The 2,201-nt window shown below is 51.5% G+C and carries 2 protein-coding genes; both read left to right on the forward strand.

The features are described 5' to 3' along the window. A partial coding sequence (locus AB1690_02610; GenBank protein ID MEW6014195.1) for a glycosyltransferase occupies positions 1-849 on the forward strand: 849 nt, incomplete at its 5' end. Between the two features lie 100 nt (positions 850-949). Then, the gene (locus AB1690_02615) at positions 950-2,029 is read left to right on the forward strand and encodes a Wzz/FepE/Etk N-terminal domain-containing protein (GenBank protein ID MEW6014196.1); all 1,080 of its coding nucleotides are present in this window, start codon (positions 950-952) and stop codon (positions 2,027-2,029) included. Positions 2,030-2,201 lie beyond the last annotated feature (172 nt).

The raw sequence follows: 2,201 nt of genomic DNA on the forward strand, positions 1-2,201 counted from the left end.
GATTTGACCTTCCAGTATCTCGATGAAGCGGGACTTCGCAAAGGAATCCGCGGCGCCATCGCCAAACTGATTCTTCACTATATCCGCAACTGGGATTACCGAACGGCGGCCGGTGTTGACCAGTTTATCGCCATATCCGAATATATCGCGCGGCGGATTGAGAAAATATACCGCCGTGATTCGCAAGTCATTTACCCGCCGGTCGATATCGAAGCGTTCACGCCCGGTGATGACCGAGGGGATTTCTACCTGACTGCCTCCCGAATGGTGCCGTATAAGAAAATCGGTCTGATAGTCGAGGCGTTCGCGCAAATGCCGGAGAGGCAGCTGTATGTTATCGGTGACGGTCCCGAATACAACAAAATCAAAAAGAAAGTCACCGAAAATGTAATTCTGCTGGGATTCCATCAGAGCGACGTTTTGAAGGAATATCTGCAGAATGCGCGGGGGTACGTGTTTGCGGCCGAAGAAGATTTCGGGATTCTTCCGGTCGAAGCGCAAGCCTGCGGGACGCCGGTAATTGCCTTTGGCAAAGGGGGCGTGCTGGAAACAGTAATCGAGAATCGGACCGGCATTTTCTTCCGGGAGCAGAGCGTTGCTGCCATAGTCGATGCCGTCAAGCGGTTCGAGGAGAGGGAGCCTCAGTTTGACCGGAATGAGATTCGCGCCAACGCCGAGCGGTTTTCGGTGGAGCGGTTTCAGAGCGAGTTCCGGGCATTTGTCGAAAAAGCAATTAGAGATTTTCACGACCGAAAAGGGAAGAAATTACAGGGCGATGAGAGCAAAACTTTCCCGAAATTGCAGTTGAAAAATCGCCTGAAAAACCAGACCACGCTCGACCTGCCGTAAGTCGTTATAAATCATATTGATGGGGGCGCATCAATTATCCTTGCCGGTCGGTACGGCGCTTGATATTAATCTGTCGATGAGAAATGGGATTTCTTAGAAAATGCAAGGAAGATTGACCTTCAAGAATTCATCCGACCCGGCGCCGGAAAAAGATAACTCCCGCGCCGAAATCAGCCTTATCGAACTGGCGCATCTGGCGCTCCGGAAACGATATCTTCTGGCTATCGCGACCTTATCGGTAATGACACTGGTCGCGGTCGGGCTCTTTCTGATTCCGAATAAATTCCAATCGACGGCATCAATACTCCCCTCCGGGCAGACCGACAAACTGGGGGCGCTCAAAGAACTTGCCGGGCTGGGAAATCTGGCGGCGATGAGCGAGGAGAATTCATCACAACTTTTTCCGTCGATACTCCGCTCCAACCAGGTAAAAGACCCGCTTCTGAAAAGAGATTTTGTTTTCGAAGATGACGGGGAGACCAAACGGATGACACTGCCGGAGTACTTTGACGATGACGACCCGGATCGGCTGCGAAAAGCGCTGGACAAACTCACCGATATCAATATGGATAAGAAAACGGGCGTAATTCGGTTGGGGGTGGAGACGGAGTATCCGGCGTTTTCGCAGGCGATATTGAAAGAGATGCTGGCGGAACTGGAGAATTTCAATCTCCATAAACGTCGCTCGCAGGCGAAAAACCGCGAAAATTATCTGGCGCGGGAGATGGCGGTGCGGGAGACGGAGTTGAAAGAGGCCGAACGGAAATTGGAGGAGTTCCAGGCGGTTAATCGGGACTGGGATGTTTCGAGCGACCCGGAGTTGCTGCGGATTTTGATGCAGATGAAGCGGGATATTGAGATAAAATCGAAAACCTATATATTCCTTCGCGAGCAGTATGAAATCGCCAAACTGGAGGTGCAGAAAGACCTGCCGGTGGTGGTGCTTCTGGATGAGCCGACGCTTCCAACGCAGAAATCAGGACCGCATCGGCTGGTGATGATACTTCTGGCGGGCGTGATGACTTTCGTCATTTCATTTCTCGGTCTCTTCCTCGCCGATTCCCTGCGGAAAAACAGGGATGAGGAGCAGAGGGAGGCGATCAATAATTTTCGGGATGATTTTCTTCAGGCGTTCCCGGTGGTGAATCGGGTGCGAGCCCGTTTTACGAGAACAGTCTAAAATCTTTGAGTCAAGAGCCGGGTTTTTCGTCTTCATCAGACCTTTGAGTTTCTCAACTTGGGCTCAAAACCCGACCTGCTCTGGCTATATTGACCCGCATCGGGAAGGGGTTCCCGACAGTGCCGTATGGTAATGATTCACCAGACTGCATTAAAACGGATTATGATGTGAG

The organism is Candidatus Zixiibacteriota bacterium, from assembly GCA_040753495.1.
GTDB lineage: Bacteria > Zixibacteria > MSB-5A5 > GN15 > PGXB01 > DYGG01.

Excerpts from the sequence above, each read along its gene's own strand:
- AB1690_02615 (MEW6014196.1), top strand. The coding sequence starts at position 950 with ATGCAAGGAAGATTGACCTTCAAGAATTCATCCGACCCGGCGCCGGAA.